At 51.0% G+C, this 1,474-nt stretch carries 3 protein-coding genes; all 3 read right to left on the reverse strand.

All coding sequences use genetic code 11. From position 1 onward, the window contains the following. Positions 1-133: 133 nt before the first annotated feature. Entirely contained in the window at positions 134-583 is a 450-nt protein-coding gene (locus KDK18_RS05825; RefSeq protein ID WP_257253875.1) for a YcgN family cysteine cluster protein, read from the reverse strand. A 103-nt stretch (positions 584-686) separates the two neighbouring features. After that, the gene (locus KDK18_RS05830) at positions 687-839 is read right to left on the reverse strand and encodes a hypothetical protein (RefSeq protein ID WP_257253877.1); all 153 of its coding nucleotides are present in this window, start codon (positions 837-839) and stop codon (positions 687-689) included. A 138-nt stretch (positions 840-977) separates the two neighbouring features. Beyond that, positions 978-1,474 (reverse strand): hypothetical protein (locus KDK18_RS05835; RefSeq protein ID WP_257253878.1); only part of this gene is annotated, 497 nt, incomplete at its 5' end.

Consider the following 1,474-nt stretch of genomic DNA (forward strand, 5'->3'; position numbering starts at 1 on the left):
CTCAATTTCTTGCAATCCTCGCTACGGACGCTTAAGTCCGACAGGCTGCTAGTCCCGGCAACCTGACACGGCCATTCCAGCTGACGCCTTCGGCGGAGCTGAATGTCGTCGGGGATAGCGGGGGCTGCCCGACTCAGCGCTCGACGGGCTGCAGGGGGATAATGTAATCTTCCCAATCCTCTTCAGGCACTGAGCTTTCTGATTGCGCAAACGCCCCGATGGAAATGCCAGCCAAATGAACGCTGTCCGGGTTTCCGGATATCAGAGGGTGCCAGTCGCAAAGCGGTTTGCCTTCGGCCAGAAGTCGATAGGCACAGGTGTCTGGCAGCCAGTGAAAATGAGGAATATCACTGGCTGTCAGCTTAAGGCATTCAGGGACTTTTTCCTTGCGGTGTTCATAATCTGAACACTGGCAGCTATGAATATCCAGCAGCTTGCAGGCCAGAGAGGTGTAGTGAACCTCTCCTGTATCCTCATCTTGCAGCTTTTGCAGGCAGCAGCGACCGCAGCCATCACAGAGGCTCTCCCATTCATCAGGAGTCATCTGTTCGAGGGATTTGGTCTGCCAGAAAGAGGTTGTCATACCGCAATAGTGTTCATTTAATGTGAAGTAGTGCAATTACCGGCAGAAAGTAACGAACTAATAGCCATGAAGCAACTCTAATTCCTGACAACTCTCACAAACATCAAGAGCAACTTCCAATAATAAAGGGTCTCGCCTTTTTAGAAGAATGCTCTTTTCTGAGTTTTTGCAGGGCAGTCAAAGAAGTAAACAGTTCGAATACAGGCCGGGCGTTGTTGGCGTCCAGAAAACGCAACTGATCAGCTCCTGCATCCATGCAGTTGTGCGGTTGCGATAAATTGGCCTGAAAATTCATGCTCCCTCGTCAAATAGCTCGCTATTCTCCTCGGGATCAGAAATTTTTATCCTTAATTTCTCGCAACCTTCGCTACGGACACATAAGTTCGACAGGCTGCTAGTCTTTCCATTTCGGCCAGTTGAAAATCGCTTTCACTTGCTCATATTGGGGCAAGCCTCTTGACGTAGACATGGACGAGAAAGCGCGGAACAGCTCCTCATTGAATCCATGCTCATACTGCTGGTCTTTCGATTCCAGCCGACTCAGCGTGTCTTTCACTTCCTGCTGATGCTTGGGCAAGCCTCTGCCATGATTCCTGGACGCGTAGTAGAGGAACAGCGCCGTATTGAACTTGTCATCCCGTCTCCATTCAAGCCAGCCCAGCACCACTGTCACTTCCTCATGTTTGGGGAAGCCTTTGCCATGATTCATGGACGAGAGGGCGAGGAACAGCTCCGTATTGAACCGGCCATCCTGGTCTCTCCATTCCGGCCAGTCCAGCATTAGTCTTACTTCTACGTGTTTGGGAAAGCCTCTGCCATGATTCATAGACGAGACGGCAAGGAACAGCTTCGTATTGAACTCGCCATCCTGGTCTCTCCATTCCGGCCAGC

It is taken from the genome of Endozoicomonas sp. SESOKO3 (genome assembly GCF_024606255.1).

Coding starts and splice junctions, on each gene's coding strand:
- KDK18_RS05825 (WP_257253875.1), bottom strand. CDS start 583: ATGACAACCTCTTTCTGGCAGACCAAATCCCTCGAACAGATGACTCCT.
- KDK18_RS05830 (WP_257253877.1), bottom strand. CDS start 839: ATGGATGCAGGAGCTGATCAGTTGCGTTTTCTGGACGCCAACAACGCC.